The sequence below is a fragment of the Pseudomonas sp. GW821-FHT03A09 genome (genome assembly GCF_059421065.1).
Genome location: NZ_JBWKUX010000004.1, coordinates 356364 through 375185, shown reverse-complemented (window position 1 = coordinate 375185; position 18822 = coordinate 356364). Strand labels below are relative to the sequence as shown.

Here is an 18822-nt window from a genome sequence, read left to right as displayed (position 1 = left end):
GCCACGCTTGGAAAGGATTTTTGTAGCTCGATGTAAGGCGATTTACCGGTCTGGCAAAAGTGGCAAATCGACATATTTGTTCAAGGCATTTTGACAGACGGTGTAAAGTTATCTTTGGTCGTGCTAGTTTAATGTCAATTTTTCGTATGCGTGGGCAAAACGTCAGTCAGAACATAGAGTTGGCGCCACGTTTTAAAGCGGTTTGCACGGTGCTAAACCCCTTATTTTTCAGCATTTTTTATTAGAGGCACGGGATTACATGGAAATCGGTCTGCGCGAGTGGCTGATCGTCATCGGCATTATTGTCATTGCCGGTATTCTTTTTGATGGCTGGCGCCGCATGCGCGGTGGCAAGGGCAAGCTCAAGTTCCGTCTGGACCGTAACCTGTCCAACTTGCCTGACGACGACGGCAGCGCCGAGCTGTTGGGGCCGCCCCGTGTGCTGGATACCCACAAAGAGCCGCAACTGGACGAGCACGACTTGCCGTCGATGAGTGCGCCGGTGCGTGAAGCCCGCGAACCGTCCTCCAAACGTGGCAAGCGCACCGCTCCGGTGGTTGCAGAGCCGCGCCAGGCTGACTTGGACCTCGACGTCGATGACGGCCCGAGCTTCAGTAGCCGCGACGACGACTTCCCTGACGAGACCCCGGCCAAAAGCAGTGCGCCGCGCCAGTCGGTGAACGATCAGCCGGCCGCCGAAGAAGTCTTGGTGATCAGCGTGATCTGCCGCGACGCCGCCGGCTTCAAAGGCCCTGCGCTGCTGCAGAACATTCTGGAAAGCGGCCTGCGTTTTGGCGAGATGGATATTTTCCACCGTCACGAAAGCATGGCCGGTAACGGCGAAGTGCTGTTCTCCATGGCCAATGCGGTCAAGCCGGGCACCTTCGACCTGGACGATATCGACCTGTTCAGCACGCCGGCGGTGAGTTTCTTCCTCGGCCTGCCAGGCCCGCGTCATCCGAAACAAGCGTTCGACGTGATGGTGGCGGCAGCGCGCAAGTTGTCCCAGGAACTGAATGGCGAGCTCAAGGACGACCAGCGCAGCGTCCTGACCGCACAAACCATCGAGCATTATCGTCAGCGCATCGTCGAGTTCGAGCGTCGCGCCCTGACACAGAAGCGCTGAGGTTCGATCTTAAGCGTTGCCTGTAGAATCCGTGCACTAACATATTGAGCAGCTTCGGCTGCTCTTTTGCTTTATGAGAGAACACCCATGACCGCCGCCCATACCCGCATCCTCGAACTGCGCGCTGAACTGGATCAGCACAACTACCGTTACCACGTCCTCGACGAGCCGAGCATTCCGGACGCCGAGTACGATCGCCTGTTCCACGAGCTCAAGGCCCTGGAGGTCGAGCACCCGGAACTGGTGACGCGGGATTCACCGACGCAGCGGGTCGGCAGTGCGGCGTTGTCGGCGTTCACTCAGGTCAAGCATGAGATCCCGATGCTCAGCTTGGGCAACGCCTTCGATGAAACCACCATGCTGGAGTTTGATCGCCGGGTCACAGAAGGCCTGGACCTGCCGGTAGGCGATCTGTTTGGTGGTGGTGCGGCAGTGGAATACAGCTGCGAACCCAAGCTGGATGGCCTGGCGGTCAGCCTTCTTTATCAGGACGGCGAACTGGTACGCGGCGCCACCCGTGGCGACGGTACTACCGGCGAAGATATCAGCGTCAACGTGCGCACCGTGCGCAACATTCCATTGAAGCTGCACGGCAGCGGTTGGCCGGCGACTCTGGAAGTGCGCGGCGAAGTGTTCATGTCCAAGGCCGGTTTCGAGCGGCTCAATGCTTCGCAACTGGAAGTCGGCGGCAAGACTTTCGCCAACCCGCGCAACGCCGCTGCCGGCAGTCTGCGCCAGTTGGATTCGAAGATCACTGCCAGTCGCCCGCTGGAGTTCTGCTGCTACGGCGTGACCACCGACATCAGCGACACCCATATCGGCAACCTGCAGCAGTTGCAGAAGTGGGGCATGCCCATCAGCCACGAATTGAAGTTGGCCAAGGGCATCCAGGATTGCCTGGACTACTACCGCGATATCGGCGAGCGGCGTAACAGCCTGCCCTATGAAATCGACGGCGTCGTGTTCAAGGTCAACAGCATCGCCTCCCAACGCGAACTTGGCTTCCGCGCTCGCGAACCGCGCTGGGCCATCGCCCATAAATTCCCGGCCATGGAAGAGCTGACGGAGTTGCTCGACGTAGAGTTCCAGGTTGGCCGCACCGGCGCCGTGACCCCGGTGGCGCGTTTGAAGCCGGTCAAGGTGGCCGGTGTGACCGTGTCCAATGCCACCTTGCACAACATGGATGAAGTGGCGCGCCTGGGCTTGATGATCGGCGACACCGTGATCATCCGCCGTGCGGGGGATGTGATCCCGCAGGTGGTGTCGGTGGTGCTCGAGCGTCGCCCGGAGAACGCCCGTGCCGTGCAGATCCCCGAGAGCTGCCCGGTGTGCGGCTCTCATGTGGAGCGCACACAACTGGTCAAGCGCAGCAAAGGCAAGGAAACCGTCAGCGAAGGCGCGGTGTACCGGTGCGTCGGTCGCCTGGCCTGTGGTGCACAACTCAAGCAGGCAATCATTCATTTTGTGTCACGCCGCGCCATGGATATCGACGGCCTGGGCGACAAGACCATCGAGCAGTTGGTGGATGAAAAACTCATCGGCTCACCGGCAGACCTCTACACGCTCAAGTACGAGCAGATCATCGACCTGGAAGGCTTCGCCGATATTTCCAGCAAGAAGCTGATCACGGCCATCGAAAACAGCAAGACGCCGACCCTGGCGCGCTTCATTTACGCCCTGGGCATTCCCGATGTGGGCGAGGAGACGGCCAAGGTACTGGCGCGGTCCCTGGCGTCCCTGGAGCGAGTGCAGAAGGCGCTGCCGGAAGTGCTGACGTACTTGCCGGACGTGGGCCTGGAAGTGGCGCATGAGATCCACAGTTTCTTTGAAGACAGCCATAACCAGGACGTGATCGGCGCACTGCTGTCGCCGCAAGAGTGCGGCCTGCAATTGCAGGATCAGGGTGAACTGAGCGCCGAGTTCGCCGCCAGCACGACCTTGGGCGGTTTGCTCGACAAGCTGCACGTACCGAGCGTCGGCCCGGGTGCGGCGCAGAAGCTGGCGGATAAATTCGGCTCACTGGAAGGCGTGATCAAGGCTGACTGGCTGGATATGCGCCAGGCACTGCCTGAGAAGCAAGCCAAGGCCGTGCGCGAGTTTTTCGATAATGTCGATAACTCCAATCATGCCCTGGCCATCGAGCAGCAGCTCAAGGACTTTGGCATGCACTGGAACAGCGAGAAGAAGGTGGTCGAGGGCTTGCCGGAGGCGGGGCACACATGGGTACTCACCGGTTCCCTGGAACTGCTGAGTCGCGACGTGGCCAAGGAAAAACTCGAAAGCCTCGGCGCCAAGGTCGCCGGTTCCGTGTCGGCGAAAACCCACTGCGTGGTGGCTGGGCCGGGTGCCGGCTCGAAGCTGGCCAAAGCCAGCGAATTGGGCCTGAAGGTATTGGATGAAGAGGCTTTCGTCGCCTTCCTTGCCAAGCACAACATCTCCATCTGACAGCACTTTGTAGTGAGCGGGGCAAGCCCGCTCACTACAAATGCAGTAGAGGCCGGTGGAACGATCCCAGGTGCTAAATGATCTAGTCTTGGTTACCCAGGGAGAGACCGCCATGTTCCGCTACTTCGAGCAACTCAGTTCGCGTATCGCTGCACCGTTCGTAGCCGGCACATCCCGCGACAGCAAGGTGTGGCAGTGCCGTTGTGGCCAGTCCCTGTTCTTTCGCAACAGCCAATGCCTGGTCTGCCAGGCGCTGTTGGGTTATCACCCCCAACAAAGCCGCCTTTCCTCGCTGCAACCCGGCCCCGTAGAGGGTACTTGGCTTCCGGATGACAATCTCGGCGCCGGCGCCTTCCGTCGTTGCGCCAACCTCGATACCCCAGCCGCCTGCAACTGGTTGATCCCGGCCCACAGCACCGCACCGCTGTGTGTGGCGTGCAGCCTCAACCGGACCATTCCTGATTTATCGATCCCGGAAAACCACGAGCGCTGGCGCAAAGTGGAAACCGCCAAGCGTCGGCTGGTGGCGCAATTGATCAGCCTGGGCCTGCAAGTGGTGCCCAAAAGCGTCGATGAAGACGCTGGCCTCGCCTTCGATTTCATCGGCATAGACCTAGAGGGCAATGCGCCCATGACGGGCCATGCCAACGGCCTGATCACCCTCGACATCAAGGAGGCCGACGATGCCCATCGCGAAAAAATCCGGGTACAGATGCGCGAACCCTATCGCACCTTGCTCGGCCACTTTCGCCATGAAGTCGGCCATTACTACTGGGACCGCCTGATTGCCAACACCCATTGGCTGCAACCCTTTCGCCAGCTATTCGGCGACGAACGCGCCAGTTACGCCGAAGCGCTGGATCAGCACTACCAGAACGGCCCGCGTCCGGATTGGCAACAGACCTGCGTCAGCGCCTACGCCACCATGCACCCCTGGGAAGATTGGGCGGAAACCTGGGCGCACTACCTGCACATGATGGACGCCGTCGACACCGCCCTTGGTTTCGGCATGAGTGCCCGTGAGATGGACCTGGATTACCAGCCGTTCCCGCTCACCACACTCTATGACCCTGAGCACCCAGGCGGCCCGGTGTTCCTTTCGTTCGTCAACGCCTGGATCGAACTGGCCGGCATGCTCAATGAACTGTCGCGTAGCATGGGGCAGCCAGATTTTTATCCCTTCGTGCTGCCACCGGCAGTGATCGCCAAGCTGCACTTCATTCACCTGGTGATCCAGGAAGAAGGTGGTCGGGCGGATGAGGTAGTACTGGCCCAGTAATCTGCCTTGTGTGGGAGCTGGCTTGCCTGCGATGGCATCACCTCGGTAGCCCAGACAGACTGAGTCGCCAGCATCGCGGGCAAGCCCGGCTCCCACAGGGTTCTATGTTGCTCCCACGGGCGCAGACAAGTGCTTGAGCCCCTTCACATTTTTAATCCAGAACCAACGGTTGTAACTTCCGATGAGATCGGTACAATGGCGCGGCTTGCCGAGAGGCCAGCGTCGTTATGGTGACCCCATCGGTCCCCCCGCAACGATTACCCGTGAACCTGGTCAGAGCCGGAAGGCAGCAGCCACAGCGGGAACATTGTGTGCCGGGGTGTGGCTGGTGGGGTTGCCTCCATAACGCTCTTCCTTGCAGTACCTCTTCAAATCCAATTCAAAAAATGCGTTCAAGCCATCTGCCATCGAGCAGTCCATGGCGGCATACTCCAGTGCCTGGCATTTGGAGACAGCACCCGTGGAAAAAGTGGACGACCTCACTCGCGAAAAGCTGCGGGAGTGGCAGATGCGGCGCCTGGAGATCAAGGACCGTATTCAATCGCATCCGGAGCAGACCCTGGAGTTATCGAGGGTGCTGGACCTCATGGATGACGAGCACGCTGAAATCCTGAGCCAGGCCGAGATGATCCGGGTCGGCGACGTGGCCCCTGTCGTCGAGCCTGTCCCGCCGGCGCTGAACAGCGTTTACACCCTGCAATTGAATGTGGCTGCGCAGAGCGCCGAGGACTTGCGCAGGTTGTTCGATATGGCTGTGTTTGAACTCCAGCAGCAGATCAACGCAGCCGGTGAAGCCGGTCGGTTTCCTGGCGGCATGTCCGGGTCTCTCGGCGAGTATCGCTTTGAGCTGGGAATTCAGGTCGAGCCCGGCGAAGCCTGACGCCTGCGACGCTGCGAGGAAGTATGCAACCGGAACATTTTGATTTAACCACCCCCGTATTTTTGCCGGTCACCGATGAGACCTGCACTGCCTTGCTCGCGGCCGAAAATGCCGATGCGCTGGCTGGCCTGACGGACCCTGAGCTGGCGGCGGTGCTGGTCATCCAGAACCTGGCCCAGGCCACGGAAAAAGACCTGACCTGTACGGGCGCCGAGCGCATCCTGGCCAAGTTGATAGGCTGGGCGGTGGAAATTCCGTCTCCCGGTACGGCGGCGCTGTTGTCCGAAGCCCGGCGACTGTTCGATCCGCGTAAGTTGTACTTCGGCTTCAACGCGCTCAAAACGATCAACCTGCGGCTCTTGTCGGCTGAAGAAGTGGCGGCGCGGGATTACCTGCTGCCCACTGGAAAGTGGGATACCGACTACAAGGTACGCCACCTGCGCGGCAATGATCCGTTCAGCCAACAAATGATCACCCCCCGGCATCGTGAGCGTTGGCTCAGCCCGGCCCAGGACAAGCTGGTGCGCACCTTTCGCGCCAACCTCAATGAAGACCTGCACGTTCAAGGCTATGCCGGGATCGGCAAGAGCCACCTGCTCGGCGCCTTGATCGAGTGCCTGCGCCCTGCGCAGACGTTGGTGCTGGCGCGCACGGGGGCAAAACTGGCGACGCTTCGCGAGCGCATGGGGCTGGCGCAAGACAGCAAAGCCGGTTCGACCTTTGCCGCTTTCGCCAAGGCCCTGTTGCAGGGGCCACACCCGATCGCGCAGGCAGCTTCGGCCAAGCTGCCCGGCAAGCTGGCAGTGTCGCAAGCCCTGGATATCCATGGGTGGCGCGGTCACGACGGCCAGGCAACGCTCGACGTCTGTCTCAAGGTGCTCGAAAGCTATTGTCACTCCAATCATCACAGCCTGTCGGCCAGGCACTTGCCGCATTTCAAGCAGCCGTTGTCCAGCGTGGATGCCCAGGTGTTGCTGGAATATTCCAGCCGTGTGTGGACTTATCTGGCGGCCAATCCGCAATGGGCCGGCCAGACCGGGTTCGCGGCCTTGTTGCTGATCAAGCGTGCATGCCTCGACGGTTGTGTGGTGCCGCCCCGGTACACCCATGTATTGATCGATGAAAGCCAGGACATCCCGCCTTCGTTGCTGCAGATTATCGAACGAGGCCGCCAAGTGTTGATCACCCTCGGCGATGAGTATCAATTGGCCAGCGGCGTGATGGTGCGCAGAAAGCGCGAAGTCCGGCACAGTGACATCAGTTACTCCGTGCGCTCGGGTCGTAACGTTGAGCGCTTGGTCAATCCATTGATCAGCGTGCACTCGCAAAAGGGCAAGACACCCTTCGAGGGCGCGCGGGATGCCGACGTGAGCATCGAGCATTACCCCCAGGGCTTCGTGCCGCCGGAAGGCTGTGTGGTGTTGACCGCATCCCATTGGGACACCATGAAGTGGGCCATCCAGCTTCAGCGAGCCAACTGCCCGTTCGGCTTGCTCGACAATGCGGCGCAGCAGGATCTCCAACGCTTCATGATCAGCGTCATCGCCTTGTTCAAACCGGAGTTTTATAGCAACGAACATAACGATAATGGCCCGCATGCTGACTTCACGGACATGGATGACTGGCAGCAAGTACGCGATGCCAACCAGTTCGATGAGTCGTTTCTGTGGGTAGAAAATGAGCTGGAAAAAGGCTTCAACGTCGCCGATATCACGCGTTTGAACCGGTTGGGCGGCGTGCCCGGCAAGCGTTGCCTATTGATGCTGGCGGAAGAGGCGGGCGGCATGGAGTTCGATCGTGTGCTGCTCACGCCCGAGCTGCTGACCAACGTGAAGTTCAAGGATGCCTATGCGTTCGACCAACGACTCTGCGCGGTGTATATCGCGATTTCCCGAGCGCGGATGCAGCTGTACCTGCCTTACGATGTGGTTGAGTGGATTGATTTCCACAAGTATCAGAAAACCCGTGACGCCCATGGTTTCTGATTGATTTAACCCGGCTGTTTCACAACTTTTGCAGCTCGCTCTGGACAACCCAAAACCGCCTTGTTAGTTTCCGCCAGCCACTTGTTACATAGTATGACAAGGGTGTGGAGTTGATATTGAAGTGCCACTACTTCTTTAACTAACAAGGATGTCTGTCATGAAAAGCCTGCAAGGGTTGCCCCGACTTATCAGTGCGTCGGTCGGCGCTCCCGGTAAAGCGCGTAACTTGCCCGCCGATGTTCAGTGCATCCAATATTTGTTCAATCTGATCACCCCGAAAATGGGTTTTCCGCTCGCTGAAAACGGCAAGTGCGATGGTCAGTTGGTGCAGTGCATCAGCCAGTACCAGTTCCGCCACCTCAAGTATGCGCACCCCGACGGGGTGATCGACCCGACTGGGCGCACGTTCAATAGCCTGATCGAAGAGGCGGTGAAGGTGCCGGTGAAGGCGTTTCCCACGATGCGCATTCCAAGTTTTCTGAATGTCTTTGGCAATAACAACGGCGATGCGGTGCAGGCCACGGTCAATGTGTACCTGGACCGTATGCGGGCGATGGTCGAGGCCGAGCGGCGCAACCGGCAGTTGATGCTCCAGGCCACCTGCGACGGGGGCATGACCCTCAGCGACAGTGACTTCCAGAACGCCGCCACGCAGCTGGGCAACGGTATTTCGGTGAATATCATCCGTGCATTCGCCACCGTGGAATCCGGCGGGCGCTCGGGGTTCGGGCCGGCCAAGTTGCCGGTGATCGCCTTCGAAGGGCACCTGTTTCGCAAGTACACCAAGCACATTTACGATCAGGCGCATCCATTGCTGTCCTACCCCTACAAGAAAAAGGCCGGGCCGCAGTGGCAGACCAATAACAAGGACCAGGCCAAGGCCTGGGAAACCATGGCAACCGCGTTCGCCCTGGATCAGGAAGCCGCATTGATGTCGGCCTCCTGGGGTATGTTCCAGATCATGGGTTTCAACTTCGCCTCTTGCGGTTACAAGACGGTGTTTGAGTTTGCCGCCGCTTTGAAGATTAATGCCGGCAACCAACTAAAGGCGTTCCTCGGTTTTTGCAGCAAGAGCCCGGCGTTGATGAAAGCCATGAAAGACAAGGATTTTACTGCCATGGCCCGCAACTATAACGGCGAGGACTATGGCAACTACGACGACCTGATGAAAAAAGCCTACGACGCACTTGAAAGGAAAAAATAAGATGATCCGTTTTCTCGCGATGAGTGTGTTGTCGTTGTGCATCGTAGCGCCGGCCTTGGCCGCTTCGCCGACGTTGCACTCGGGTAAATACGAAGGGTTGATGCTGGCGGTGACACCTGACCGTCAGGTTGAAGGCTATTACGCGGAAGCACTAGGGGAGGGCGTCACCCGCAGTTGCGCGTTCTACCTGCAAGGCAAGCCCGGCGCACTGACCACTTGGCTCGACGCCGCCTACCCCGGCAGCGTGAAGCCTGCGCCGGACGGCGTGACTCTCACCGTGGAGCAGGGTCGCCAGCATCCGGGTTGCATGAGTGTGCTGATGCCGGAGATTGCCACCGGCCTGGACCTGACCCAGACCGCCAACAAAAAATGGATCGGCCTGGTGACGGTGTCCGCCGACAAGGCTTACTTGCTGAAAACCCCTGGCGCCAAGGCCGTCAAGCGTCCGTATATCGTCAAGAATGACGTGGTCGGCGTGCTGGCGTTCAAGGATGGCTGGGCCCAGGTTGAATTCATCAATGCCGACGACCGTTCGTTTATCGGTTGGATCAGCCAGGACCAGTACAGCCGTTTGGCAGCTCCCCAAAGCTGATCTCGACAATAAAAAACATCTAAATGTGGGAGGGGGCTTGCCCCCCGATAGCGGTGTGTCAGTTAAAGATGTTCTAACTGACCCAAAGTTATCGGGGGCAAGCCCCCTCCTACATTTGTTAGCGGTGTCAGCCGAATGTTTCGCGCAACAGCCCGGCAAACGCATCCCGTGCCAGATGGCGCTGGGTGTCTTTGTGCCAGAACAGCAGGTTGTCCACGGCCTGCAATTCCTCAAACCGGTACGACGCCAGCTGATTGGCCTGTTCATAGCGGGCCAGGATGCCTTCGGGCGCCAACGCCACACCAATCCCCGCACTGACACAACCGATGATCGTGCCCCAACTGGCATAGCTGGCGATGCTCGGCTTGAAGTCGTGGGGTTTGACCCAGTTTTCCAGCGCGGCACGGTAGGGGCAGCCGGGTGGCCACACCAGCAACGTGCGACCGGCCAAGTCCTTGGCGCTGCTGATCGGCTCGCTGGAGGCGCTGGCGATCAGTACCAGGCGTTCGCTGTAGACCACGCTGTGTTCAAGCTTGGCGCGCTTGCTGCCGCTGGCGACCAAGGCCACATCGAGACGGTGGTGTTGCAGATCGTCCAGCAATTGCGCCCAGGCACCGGTGACCAGCTCCAGGCTGACATCGGGATAGCGCCGATGGTACTCCGCCAGCAAGGGCGGCAGGCGGCCGCTGGCGCTGGACTCCACGGCACCGATGCGCAAGGTGCCACGGGGAATGGCGTTGGCGTCCACCGCGCGTTTGGACTCCTCCACCAGCGCCAGGATGCGCTCGCAGTACTCCAGGAAGATTTCACCGGCCGCACTGATCACCAAGCCGCGCCCGGCGCGGATAAACAGTGGCGTGCCCAACTCGCTTTCCAGCTGCTTGATCCGCGTGGTGATGTTGGACGGCACGCAGTGCAGTTGCAGAGCGGCCTGGGCCACGCTGCCGGTTTGCGCCACGGTTCGCACCATTTTCAGTTGGGCCAGTTCCATTACTCAGTTCCAGTGATTTCAGAAGTCAGAAACGGTTAATTGTCCTACGTCTTGCGCAAGCCAAGACTGACGGCATTCCTACTCAGTTTGTGGATGCCGTCAATGAATACCCCGTCACCCTTGAAGCTTACGCTAGTCATCGCCAGCGTCATCCTCTGCTGGGCCTACTCGCCGATTGGTGTGCATATGGGGCTGCACAGCTACAGTCCCGGCCAATTGGCATTGCTGCGGTTTTTAATTGCGTCGGTGTTCATGGGCGGTGTGGCGCTGGTGATGGGGATCGGCCGACCGCGCCTGCGGGATCTGCCGTGGTTGCTGGTGCTGGGCTTTTTTGGTGTGTTCCTGCATCACACCAGCCTCAACCAGGGGCAGCAGTGGGTGACGGCGGCGGCGTCCAGTGTGCTGGCCCAGTCGGCGCCGCTGTTCAGTGTGCTGATCGCGTCGTTCTGTTTGAAGGAGCGCGTCAGTGCCTGGCGCTGGGGCTGCGTGCTGTTGGGGTTGGCTGGCGTGTTGATGGTGATCTGGGGCGACCGTGGCGTGGGAGAGATCGACCCGCGTGGCTTGTTGATCCTGCTGGCAGCGGTTTCGTGGAGTGTCTATTTCGCCATCCAGAAGCACTACGCCCATCACTACAGCCCGCTGACCATGGCGTGCTACATGGTCTGGGCTGGCACCTTGATGCTATGCGTGAACCTGCCTGGCTTGCCGGTCGCGGTGATGCAGGCACCGTTGCCGGAGAATCTGTCGGTGTTGGTATTGGGGATATTCCCAAGCGCGCTGGCGTACTTGGCCTGGGGCTATGTACTGAAGCATGTTGAGGTCAGCCGCGCCTCGGTGGCGATGTACCTGGTCCCGCCGGTGGCGATGGTGATGGCGGCGACGTTGCTGGGTGAGCATATTGCATTGCAGGTGGCGCTCGGCGGGGTGGTTGTGTTGACCAGCGTGGCGGCTATCAGCCTGGAGGGCCGTTGGAACATCCTCAGCCGGTGTGCCCTTGGGGGGCCAGCCACGCAGGCCAAATCAGATTAGACGAGCGTGCCGGATGCAATTTCCCCCTTGCTCCGCTAGCATTACCGGCCTCTGCTCTCCAGTTGCGACGGTTTTCGATGAGTTATCAGGTTCTTGCACGTAAATGGCGTCCGCGCTCGTTCCGCGAAATGGTCGGCCAGACCCATGTGCTCAAGGCTCTGATCAATGCCTTGGACAGCCAACGGCTGCACCACGCCTACCTGTTCACTGGTACTCGCGGGGTGGGCAAGACCACCATTGCGCGCATCATCGCCAAATGCCTGAACTGTGAAACCGGCATCACCTCGACACCCTGCGGCACGTGCTCGGTGTGCCGGGAAATCGACGAAGGGCGTTTTGTCGACCTGATCGAGATCGACGCCGCGAGCCGCACCAAGGTCGAAGACACCCGCGAGTTGCTCGATAACGTGCAGTACGCGCCGAGCCGTGGCCGCTTCAAGGTCTACTTGATCGACGAAGTGCACATGCTCTCCAGCCATTCCTTCAATGCTTTGCTGAAGACCCTGGAAGAGCCGCCGCCTTACGTCAAATTCATCCTGGCCACCACCGACCCGCAGAAACTTCCTGCAACGATTTTGTCGCGGTGCCTGCAGTTCTCCCTGAAAAACATGACCCCCGAACGCGTGGTCGAGCATTTGACCCACGTACTGGGTGCCGAGAGCGTACCGTTCGAAGACGACGCGCTGTGGCTGCTCGGCCGTGCCGCCGATGGTTCGATGCGGGATGCCATGAGCCTCACCGACCAGGCCATCGCCTTTGGTGAAGGCAAGGTCATGGCCGCCGATGTGCGTGCCATGCTCGGCACCCTCGACCACGGCCAGGTATTCGACGTGCTGCATGCGCTGATCGAAGGCGACGCCAAGGCGTTGCTCGAAGCCGTGCGCCACCTATCGGAGCAAGGTCCGGACTGGAACGGTGTGCTCTCGGAAATCCTCAACGTGCTGCACCGCGTCGCCATCGCCCAGGCGCTGCCTGAAGGCGTCGACAACGGCCATGGCGACCGCGACCGCGTGCTGGCCCTGGCCCAGGCGTTGCCCGCCGAGGATGTGCAGTTCTATTACCAGATGGGCCTGATTGGTCGCCGGGATCTGCCTTTGGCACCGGACCCGCGCGGCGGCTTTGAAATGGTGCTGTTGCGGATGCTTGCCTTCCGGCCTGCCGACTCGGCAGACGCACCGAGACAGCCGCTAAAGCCAGTGGGGATCAGCCAGGCCACAGTTGATTCCGCCAAACCAGTGGCTGGCGCGGCAGTGGTCGCGCCAGTGGTGGTTGCGCCTGCGCCAGTGGTGGCGGCCTCTGAACCCGAGCCTGTGATAGCCGCGCCCGTGCTCGAGCCGGAACCGGTGGTTGAGCCCGAGCCGGTCGTCGACTTGCCGTGGAACGACCCGATGGAGGTCGAGGCGCAGGTGGAGCAGCAGCCCGCCGTGGAGCCCGTGCTGGAAACCATCGGCGAACAGCCCGAGCTGACGCCGATGCCCACGTCGACCCCGGACAGCGTGGTGCCGGACGCCCCCGAGTGGGTATCCGCGCCGGTTCCCGAGCCGACCGTCGCCCAGGTGGATGCCGCTACCCCGGGTATCGATCTCGACGATGAGCCGCCGCTGGACGAAGACTACATCGAGCCGGACATGGATTCGGCCTACAGCTATCTGGACGACCTGGCCAGCGAACACACCGCCGAGCCGGCCCCGGAGCCCGAGGTTGAACCGGCTGCGGCACCCGCCACCGGCCTGGCGTTGCAATGGTTGGAACTGTTCCCGAAATTGCCGATTTCCGGCATGACCGGCAGCATCGCTGCCAACTGCACGCTGATCTCTATTGAAGGCGATCACTGGCTGTTGCACCTGGACCCGGCTCACAGCGCGCTGTTCAACGCGACCCAGCAGCGTCGTCTCAACGATGCGCTGAACCAGTACCATGAGCGTACGCTGACCATCGCTATCGAGTTGATCAAGCCCGAGCAGGAAACCCCGGCCCAGGCTGCCACGCGTCGGCGTATCAACCGTCAGCGCGAAGCGGAAGACTCGATTCACGGTGATCCGCTCATCCAGCAAATGATGCAGCAGTTCGGCGCCGTCGTTCGCCAAGATACAATTGAACCTGTCGAAGCCCCGGTGCCCCAGGCGTCCTGATACCGGGCTACTAACTTGATCCACGTACTTTGAGGTGATTCCCATGATGAAAGGTGGCATGGCCGGCCTGATGAAGCAGGCGCAGCAGATGCAGGAAAAGATGGCCAAGATGCAGGAAGAGCTGGCCAACGCCGAAGTCACCGGTAAAGCCGGTGGCGATATGGTCAGTGTGGTGATGACCGGTCGTCACGACATCAAGCGTGTCAGCATCGACCCAAGCGTATTGCCGGGTGTTGGCGAAGATGACCTGGAAATGCTCGAAGCGTTGTTTGCCGCTGCCGTCAACGACGCCGTGCGCAAGATCGAAGCCAACAGCCAGGAAAAAATGGGCGGTGTGACCGCTGGCATGCAACTGCCACCGGGCATGAAGTTGCCGTTCTGATCGGCCTGCTCTGACGGTTGAGAGTAGCTAGACTCCAATGCCAGGCCTTGCGCCTGGCATTTTTGTTTGTGCTGATCCAATCGAACCCCGGCCCGGCAAGCGTGGTCTGCACCCTATACCGATGCATTCGATAAAGGAGCCCTTCATGCCTCAAGAATCAGTCCTGAACCAGCGTATTGTCCTGGTCTCGCGCCCCCAAGGCGCTCCGATCCCAGAAAACTTCCGCCTGGAACGCGTGAACCTGCCGGATCTGGCGGACGGCCAGGTGCTGTTGAAGACGCTGTACCTGTCCCTCGACCCCTACATGCGTGGGCGCATGAGCGATGCCCCTTCCTACGCTGCGCCCGTGGAAATCGACGAAGTGATGACCGGTGGCGCCGTCAGCCGCGTGGAGCAATCACGGAGTCCGAAATTTGAAGTGGGTGATCTGGTGGTGGGCTCGACCGGCTGGCAGAGCCACAGCATTTCTGACGGTCGCAACCTGATACCGGTGCCAAAGGGCCTGGCGAGCCCATCGATGGCGCTGGGCGTGCTGGGGATGCCTGGCATGACTGCGTATATGGGGCTGATGGATATCGGCCAGCCCAAGTCCGGCGAAACCTTGGTCGTGGCGGCGGCGTCCGGCGCGGTGGGTTCGGTGGTAGGGCAGGTGGCCAAGCTCAAGGGCTTGCGGGTGGTGGGTATCGCCGGAGGTGCGGACAAGTGCCGCTACGTGGTGGACGAATTGGGCTTTGATGCCTGCGTTGACCACAAGAGCCCGGACTTCGCCCATGAGCTGGCTCTGGCGTGCTTCAAGGGTGTGGACATTTACTTTGAAAACGTCGGTGGCAAAGTCTTCGATGCGGTGGTGCCGCTGCTCAACCCCAAGGCGCGCATTCCCTTGTGCGGCCTGATCGCCGGCTATAACGCCCATGAAGCGCCGAGTGGGCCGGATCGCCTGCCGGCATTGCAACGTACCTTGCTCACCAAACGTGTACGCATCCAGGGCTTCATCGTGTTCGACGACTATGGTGACCGCCAGCCCGAATTCCTCAGTGCGATGGCACCATGGGTGCGCGACGGCAAGATCAAGTTCCGTGAGGATGTGGTCGACGGCCTGGAGCAGGCGCCCGAAGCCTTCATTGGTTTGCTGGAGGGGCGCAACTTCGGCAAGTTGGTGGTGCGCGTCGCGCAGGATTGACCATTTGACGCTAATCCGGGGCGCGGGTATAAACCGCGTCTCGTTGTTTTGTCGGACCCTTCGCCCATGAGCTTCAGCCCCCTGATTCGCCAATTGATCGATGCCCTGCGTACCTTGCCGGGCGTGGGCCAGAAAACTGCCCAGCGCATGGCCCTGCAACTGCTGGAGCGTGATCGCAGCGGCGGCACCCGGTTGGCCCAGGCTCTGAGCCAGGCCATGACCGGCGTGGGCCACTGCCGGCAGTGCCGCACCCTCACCGAGGAAGAACTCTGCCCGCAATGCGCCGACCCGCGCCGTGACGACACGCTGCTGTGCGTGGTGGAAGGGCCGATGGATGTGTACGCGGTGGAGCAGACTGGCTATCGCGGGCGCTACTTCGTGCTCAAGGGGCACTTGTCACCCCTGGACGGCCTTGGGCCGGAAGCCATCGGCATTCCGCAGTTGGTGGCGCGGATTGAGGAGCAGGGCACCTTTACTGAGGTGATCCTGGCCACTAACCCGACGGTGGAAGGTGAAGCCACGGCGCACTACATCGCCCAACTGCTAACCAATAAGGGCCTGATCACCTCGCGTATCGCCCATGGCGTGCCGTTGGGGGGAGAGTTGGAGTTGGTGGATGGCGGGACGCTGGCGCATTCGTTTGCGGGTCGCAAACCCATCGCCCTCTAAAGCACAACGCAACCCAAAATGTGGGAGGGGGCTTGCTCCCGATGACAGTGTGTCAGGCAGCATTTATGCCACTGACCCACCGCTATCGGGGGCAAGCCCCCTCCCACATTAGTTTTGCAGTGTCGGCGATATTTGCGCTTGGCTTGATAACCAAGCAAGCGCTTGGTAAGTTCGCTTCACATCTCCGTGGAGCTTGCCGATGTCTGCCTATCAGGACTACTTCGACCCCAGCCACCAATTGGTCCGCGACAGCGTGCGCCGTTTTGTCGAGCGCGAGATGTTGCCGGGCATCGAGCAATGGGAGGAGGCTGAAAGCTTTCCCCGCGAGCTGTATCTCAAGGCAGGCGCTGCGGGCATCCTGGGCATCGGTTATCCCGAAGCGCTGGGGGGCAGCCATGAGGGCGACTTGTTCGCCAAGGTGGCGGTCAGCGAAGAGCTGATGCGCTGCGGGTCTGGCGGTGTAGTGGCAAGCTTGGGTTCACTGGATATCGGCTTGCCCCCCGTCGTCAAATGGGCGCGGCCCGAAGTGCGCGACCTCGTGGCACCCCAGGTGCTGTCGGGTGAGAAGATCATCGCTCTGGCAGTCACCGAGCCGAGCGGCGGTTCCGATGTGGCCAATCTGCAAACCCGCGCGGTCCGTGAAGGCGAGCATTACCGCGTCAGCGGCAGCAAGACGTTTATCACCAGCGGCATCCGCGCCGACTTCTACACGGTTGCCGTGCGTACCGGCGGGCCGGGCTTTGCTGGTATCAGCCTGTTACTCATCGAAAAAGACACGCCAGGATTCACCGTCGGCCAGCCGCTGAAGAAAATGGGCTGGTGGGCGTCGGACACCGCTGAATTGTTCTTCGACGATTGCCGGGTGCCGGTAGGCAACCTGATCGGTGCCGAGAACATGGGATTCGCCTGCATCATGGGCAACTTCCAGAGTGAGCGCCTGGCCCTGGCCTTGATGGCCAACATGACCGCGCAAATGGCACTGGAGGAAAGCCTTGAATGGGCCGCCCAGCGCGAAGCGTTCGGCAAGCCCATCGGCAAATTTCAGGTGCTCAAGCATCGTTTGGCGGAAATGGCCACCGCCGTCGAAGTGTCCCGGGAGTTCACTTATCGCCAGGCAGCGAAGATGGCAGCCGGCAAGAGCGTGATCAAGGAAATTTCCATGGCCAAGAACCTCGCTACCGACACGGCTGACCGTGTGACCTACGACGCCGTGCAGATCCTCGGTGGCCAGGGCTACATGCGTGGCAGCCTGGTGGAGCGGCTGTATCGGGATAACCGCATCCTGTCCATTGGCGGCGGGACGCGGGAGGTGATGAACGAGATCATCAGCAAGCAGATGGGGCTTTAGCCCTATGGTGTTATTGAGGGCCTCATCGCAGGCAAGCCAGCTCCCACAGGTGATTGCATTCCAATGTGGGAGCCGGGCTTGCCCGCGATGAGGCCAGTCCAGACAAACGTTACTGCTCGGTCAGCGCAAACTGCGTCAGGCAAAACGTCGGAATCCCCATGTCTTCCAAACGCTGCGAACCACCCAGTTCCGGCAGGTCGATGATTGCCGCCGCTTCGAAGATCTTCGCCCCCATGCGTCGTACCAGGTTTGCTGCTGCGATCAGGGTGCCACCGGTGGCGATCAAGTCATCGAACATCAACACCGAGTCGCCCTCGCACAGGCTGTCAGCGTGCACTTCCAGGAAGGCCTCGCCGTACTCGGTCTGATACCCCTCGGCCAGTACGTCAGCCGGCAGCTTGCCCTGCTTGCGGAACAGGATCAGCGGTTTGTTCAGCTGGTAGGCGATGATTGAACCGATCAGAAAGCCTCGGGCATCCATCGCGCCGATGTGGGTGAACTCGGCCTCGACATAACGATGGGCAAAGCTGTCGGCCACCAGGCGCAGGGCGCGAGGCGATTGGAACAAAGGGGTGATGTCACGAAAGATCACCCCAGGCTTGGGGAAGTCGATGACGGGGCGGATCAGGGATTTGATGTCGAACGAATCGAAGGTCATCGTCGAAGAGTCCTGGGGCTGGAGACGGACTCGAAGTATACCTGCGGCCTCGCCGGTTGGCGCGGCCGCAAGTCTCTGGATCAACCCTCTAGCGAACCACCGGCCAGTGCACACAGTTGGATCGGGTCAAGGATATGCACTTCCTTGCCTTCGGCGGCGATCAGTTCGTTCTGCTGGAACCGGGTAAATACGCGGGACACGGTTTCCACCGCGAGGCCCAGGTAGTTGCCGATTTCATTGCGCGACATGCTCAGGCGGAACTGGTTGGCCGAGAACCCACGAGCACGGAAACGTGCCGACAGGTTGACCAGGAACGTGGCAATGCGCTCGTCGGCGGTTTTCTTCGACAACAGCAACATCATCTGCTGATCGTCACGAATTTCCCGGCTCATCACGCGCATCAACTGACGGCGCAGTTGCGGCAGTTGCAGGGCCAATTCGTCCAGACGCTCGAAGGGAATTTCACACACTGACGTAGTCTCCAGGGCCTGAGCCGACACCGGGTGGATCTCGGTGTCCATGCCGGACAACCCGACCAACTCGCTGGGCAGGTGGAAACCGGTAATTTGCTCTTCGCCGCTGTCGCTCAGGCTGAACGTCTTCAATGCGCCCGAACGTACTGCATAGACGGAATCAAACTTGTCGCCCTGGCGGAACAGAAACTCGCCTTTTTTCAGTGGGCGGCCGCGTTTAACGATGTCGTCCAGCGCATCCATGTCTTCCAGATTCAACGAAAGTGGCAGGCAGAGGGGGGCCAGGCTGCAATCCTTGCAATGAGCCTGGCTGTGAGCGCGCAGTTTAACTGGCTCGGACATTTCTTAAATCCTTGTGGGAAAACACACATAAGACGTAAGGGTAACGCACTGGGGGGCGGTGAGGCCAGCGTGTACAAAAAACCGGCAACGGTATAAAGAGTTTTGTA

Annotated in this window: 16 protein-coding genes and 1 other RNA gene; 14 read left to right on the top strand and 3 right to left on the bottom strand. The window is 60.3% G+C overall.

What is annotated here, in order from left to right:
* Window positions 1-259 precede the first annotated feature (259 nt).
* The 8 genes from zipA to AC07V4_RS09560 all read left to right on the top strand — a co-directional run bounded on the left by zipA (window position 260) and on the right by AC07V4_RS09560 (window position 9511).
* A complete protein-coding gene (gene zipA / locus AC07V4_RS09595; protein WP_431751409.1) occupies window positions 260-1126 on the top strand; it encodes a cell division protein ZipA in 867 nt (288 codons plus the stop codon).
* A gap of 87 nt (window positions 1127-1213) precedes the next feature.
* Window positions 1214-3571, top strand: a complete 2358-nt coding sequence (gene ligA, locus AC07V4_RS09590) for an NAD-dependent DNA ligase LigA (protein ID WP_492635817.1) — start codon at window positions 1214-1216, stop codon at window positions 3569-3571.
* A 112-nt stretch (window positions 3572-3683) separates the two neighbouring features.
* Window positions 3684-4850: a zinc-binding metallopeptidase family protein gene (locus AC07V4_RS09585; protein WP_492635818.1), complete on the top strand. Its 1167-nt coding sequence runs from the start codon at window positions 3684-3686 to the stop codon at window positions 4848-4850.
* A gap of 237 nt (window positions 4851-5087) precedes the next feature.
* Window positions 5088-5184: signal recognition particle sRNA small type (ffs, locus tag AC07V4_RS09580), an RNA gene on the top strand.
* 84 nt (window positions 5185-5268) lie between these two features.
* Window positions 5269-5730, top strand: coding sequence for a hypothetical protein (locus AC07V4_RS09575; RefSeq protein WP_492635819.1), 462 nt, complete (start codon window positions 5269-5271; stop codon window positions 5728-5730).
* A 23-nt stretch (window positions 5731-5753) separates the two neighbouring features.
* Window positions 5754-7715 (top strand): hypothetical protein, encoded by a 1962-nt coding sequence (locus tag AC07V4_RS09570; RefSeq protein WP_492635820.1) that lies wholly within the window; start codon window positions 5754-5756, stop codon window positions 7713-7715.
* A gap of 157 nt (window positions 7716-7872) precedes the next feature.
* Window positions 7873-8919 carry an N-acetylmuramidase family protein gene (locus AC07V4_RS09565; protein WP_492635821.1) on the top strand — a complete coding sequence of 349 codons (1047 nt, stop codon included), beginning with the start codon at window positions 7873-7875 and terminating at the stop codon, window positions 8917-8919.
* 1 nt (window position 8920) lies between these two features.
* On the top strand, window positions 8921-9511 hold the full coding sequence (locus AC07V4_RS09560; protein WP_492635822.1) for a hypothetical protein: 591 nt from the start codon (window positions 8921-8923) through the stop codon (window positions 9509-9511).
* Window positions 9512-9638: 127 nt separating this feature from the next.
* On the opposite strand, the gene AC07V4_RS09555 is transcribed toward AC07V4_RS09560, so the two are convergent.
* Window positions 9639-10502 carry a LysR family transcriptional regulator gene (locus AC07V4_RS09555; RefSeq protein ID WP_492635823.1) on the bottom strand — a complete coding sequence of 288 codons (864 nt, stop codon included), beginning with the start codon at window positions 10500-10502 and terminating at the stop codon, window positions 9639-9641.
* 102 nt (window positions 10503-10604) lie between these two features.
* On the opposite strand from AC07V4_RS09555, the gene AC07V4_RS09550 reads away from it, so the two are divergent.
* From AC07V4_RS09550 to AC07V4_RS09525, 6 genes are all read left to right on the top strand, one after another.
* Window positions 10605-11531: a DMT family transporter gene (locus AC07V4_RS09550; RefSeq protein WP_492635824.1), complete on the top strand. Its 927-nt coding sequence runs from the start codon at window positions 10605-10607 to the stop codon at window positions 11529-11531.
* Between the two features lie 77 nt (window positions 11532-11608).
* On the top strand, window positions 11609-13663 hold the full coding sequence (gene dnaX / locus AC07V4_RS09545; RefSeq protein ID WP_492635825.1) for a DNA polymerase III subunit gamma/tau: 2055 nt from the start codon (window positions 11609-11611) through the stop codon (window positions 13661-13663).
* Window positions 13664-13706: 43 nt separating this feature from the next.
* The gene (locus AC07V4_RS09540; RefSeq protein WP_003175481.1) at window positions 13707-14045 is read left to right on the top strand and encodes a YbaB/EbfC family nucleoid-associated protein; all 339 of its coding nucleotides are present in this window, start codon (window positions 13707-13709) and stop codon (window positions 14043-14045) included.
* 145 nt (window positions 14046-14190) lie between these two features.
* Window positions 14191-15225 carry an NADPH-dependent curcumin/dihydrocurcumin reductase gene (gene curA / locus AC07V4_RS09535; RefSeq protein WP_492635826.1) on the top strand — a complete coding sequence of 345 codons (1035 nt, stop codon included), beginning with the start codon at window positions 14191-14193 and terminating at the stop codon, window positions 15223-15225.
* A 66-nt stretch (window positions 15226-15291) separates the two neighbouring features.
* A complete protein-coding gene (gene recR, locus AC07V4_RS09530) occupies window positions 15292-15894 on the top strand; it encodes a recombination mediator RecR (RefSeq protein WP_015885312.1) in 603 nt (200 codons plus the stop codon).
* 199 nt (window positions 15895-16093) lie between these two features.
* The gene (locus tag AC07V4_RS09525) at window positions 16094-17242 is read left to right on the top strand and encodes an acyl-CoA dehydrogenase family protein (protein ID WP_492635827.1); all 1149 of its coding nucleotides are present in this window, start codon (window positions 16094-16096) and stop codon (window positions 17240-17242) included.
* Between the two features lie 109 nt (window positions 17243-17351).
* Here the strand turns inward: AC07V4_RS09525 and AC07V4_RS09520 are convergent, their stop codons facing one another.
* Window positions 17352-17900 carry an adenine phosphoribosyltransferase gene (locus tag AC07V4_RS09520; protein WP_028617477.1) on the bottom strand — a complete coding sequence of 183 codons (549 nt, stop codon included), beginning with the start codon at window positions 17898-17900 and terminating at the stop codon, window positions 17352-17354.
* 80 nt (window positions 17901-17980) lie between these two features.
* Window positions 17981-18715 (bottom strand): fumarate/nitrate reduction transcriptional regulator Fnr, encoded by a 735-nt coding sequence (gene fnr, locus AC07V4_RS09515; protein WP_016979302.1) that lies wholly within the window; start codon window positions 18713-18715, stop codon window positions 17981-17983.
* Window positions 18716-18822 lie beyond the last annotated feature (107 nt).